This window comes from Vibrio sp. YT-19(2023) (genome assembly GCF_033337395.1).
Genome location: NZ_JAWOQN010000865.1, coordinates 1 through 573 on the forward strand (window position 1 = coordinate 1; position 573 = coordinate 573).

The 573-nt window shown below is 42.6% G+C and carries 1 protein-coding gene; it reads right to left on the reverse strand.

The window, feature by feature from the left end:
- Nucleotides 1-391 (reverse strand): transporter substrate-binding domain-containing protein (locus R7E78_RS28885; RefSeq protein ID WP_318058983.1); only part of this gene is annotated, 391 nt, incomplete at its 3' end.
- Nucleotides 392-573 lie beyond the last annotated feature (182 nt).

Below are 573 nucleotides of genomic sequence, written 5' to 3' on the forward strand. Positions count from 1 at the left end.
TGGCGAGGTCTTTTTTCTGCACCACTGGCACAAACGCCAAGTAGAAATAGGGTTGGCTATAACCAGCCACCTTCGCACGCGACATGTTTAAAGACGCACTGCCAGTGATGTCGTACTTGTTGGCCGTAATGCCATTAACCAGCGTTTTCCAATCGGTGGCAACGTACTCCACTTTGACACCCAAATCTTTAGCAAGCTCGGTTGTGACATCAATATCAAAACCACGATAACTGTTCGTGGCTGGATCTTTCATTGTCATCGGATTCCAGTCCCCAGTCGTCCCTACTCTCAACACGCCTTTATCCAGAATTTCTTGAAGACGGCTCTGAGCATGAACAACTTGAGTGACCATAAGCAGACATATTCCTAGCGCAAACAAAATCTTTTTCATTTTTATTCCCTTAAAAATAATGACCTTATACGGTTTAATTATTAACCTTTATTACAACCCCATTGATAACATAGCAGTAACAATGGAAGTTTTTTAGTTAATTCAGGGAGTAAATGTGACCTTTCGAACTCTATGGCTGATTTCGCTGCTGTTGTTAACGGGTTGCTCAGATTACCAATGGG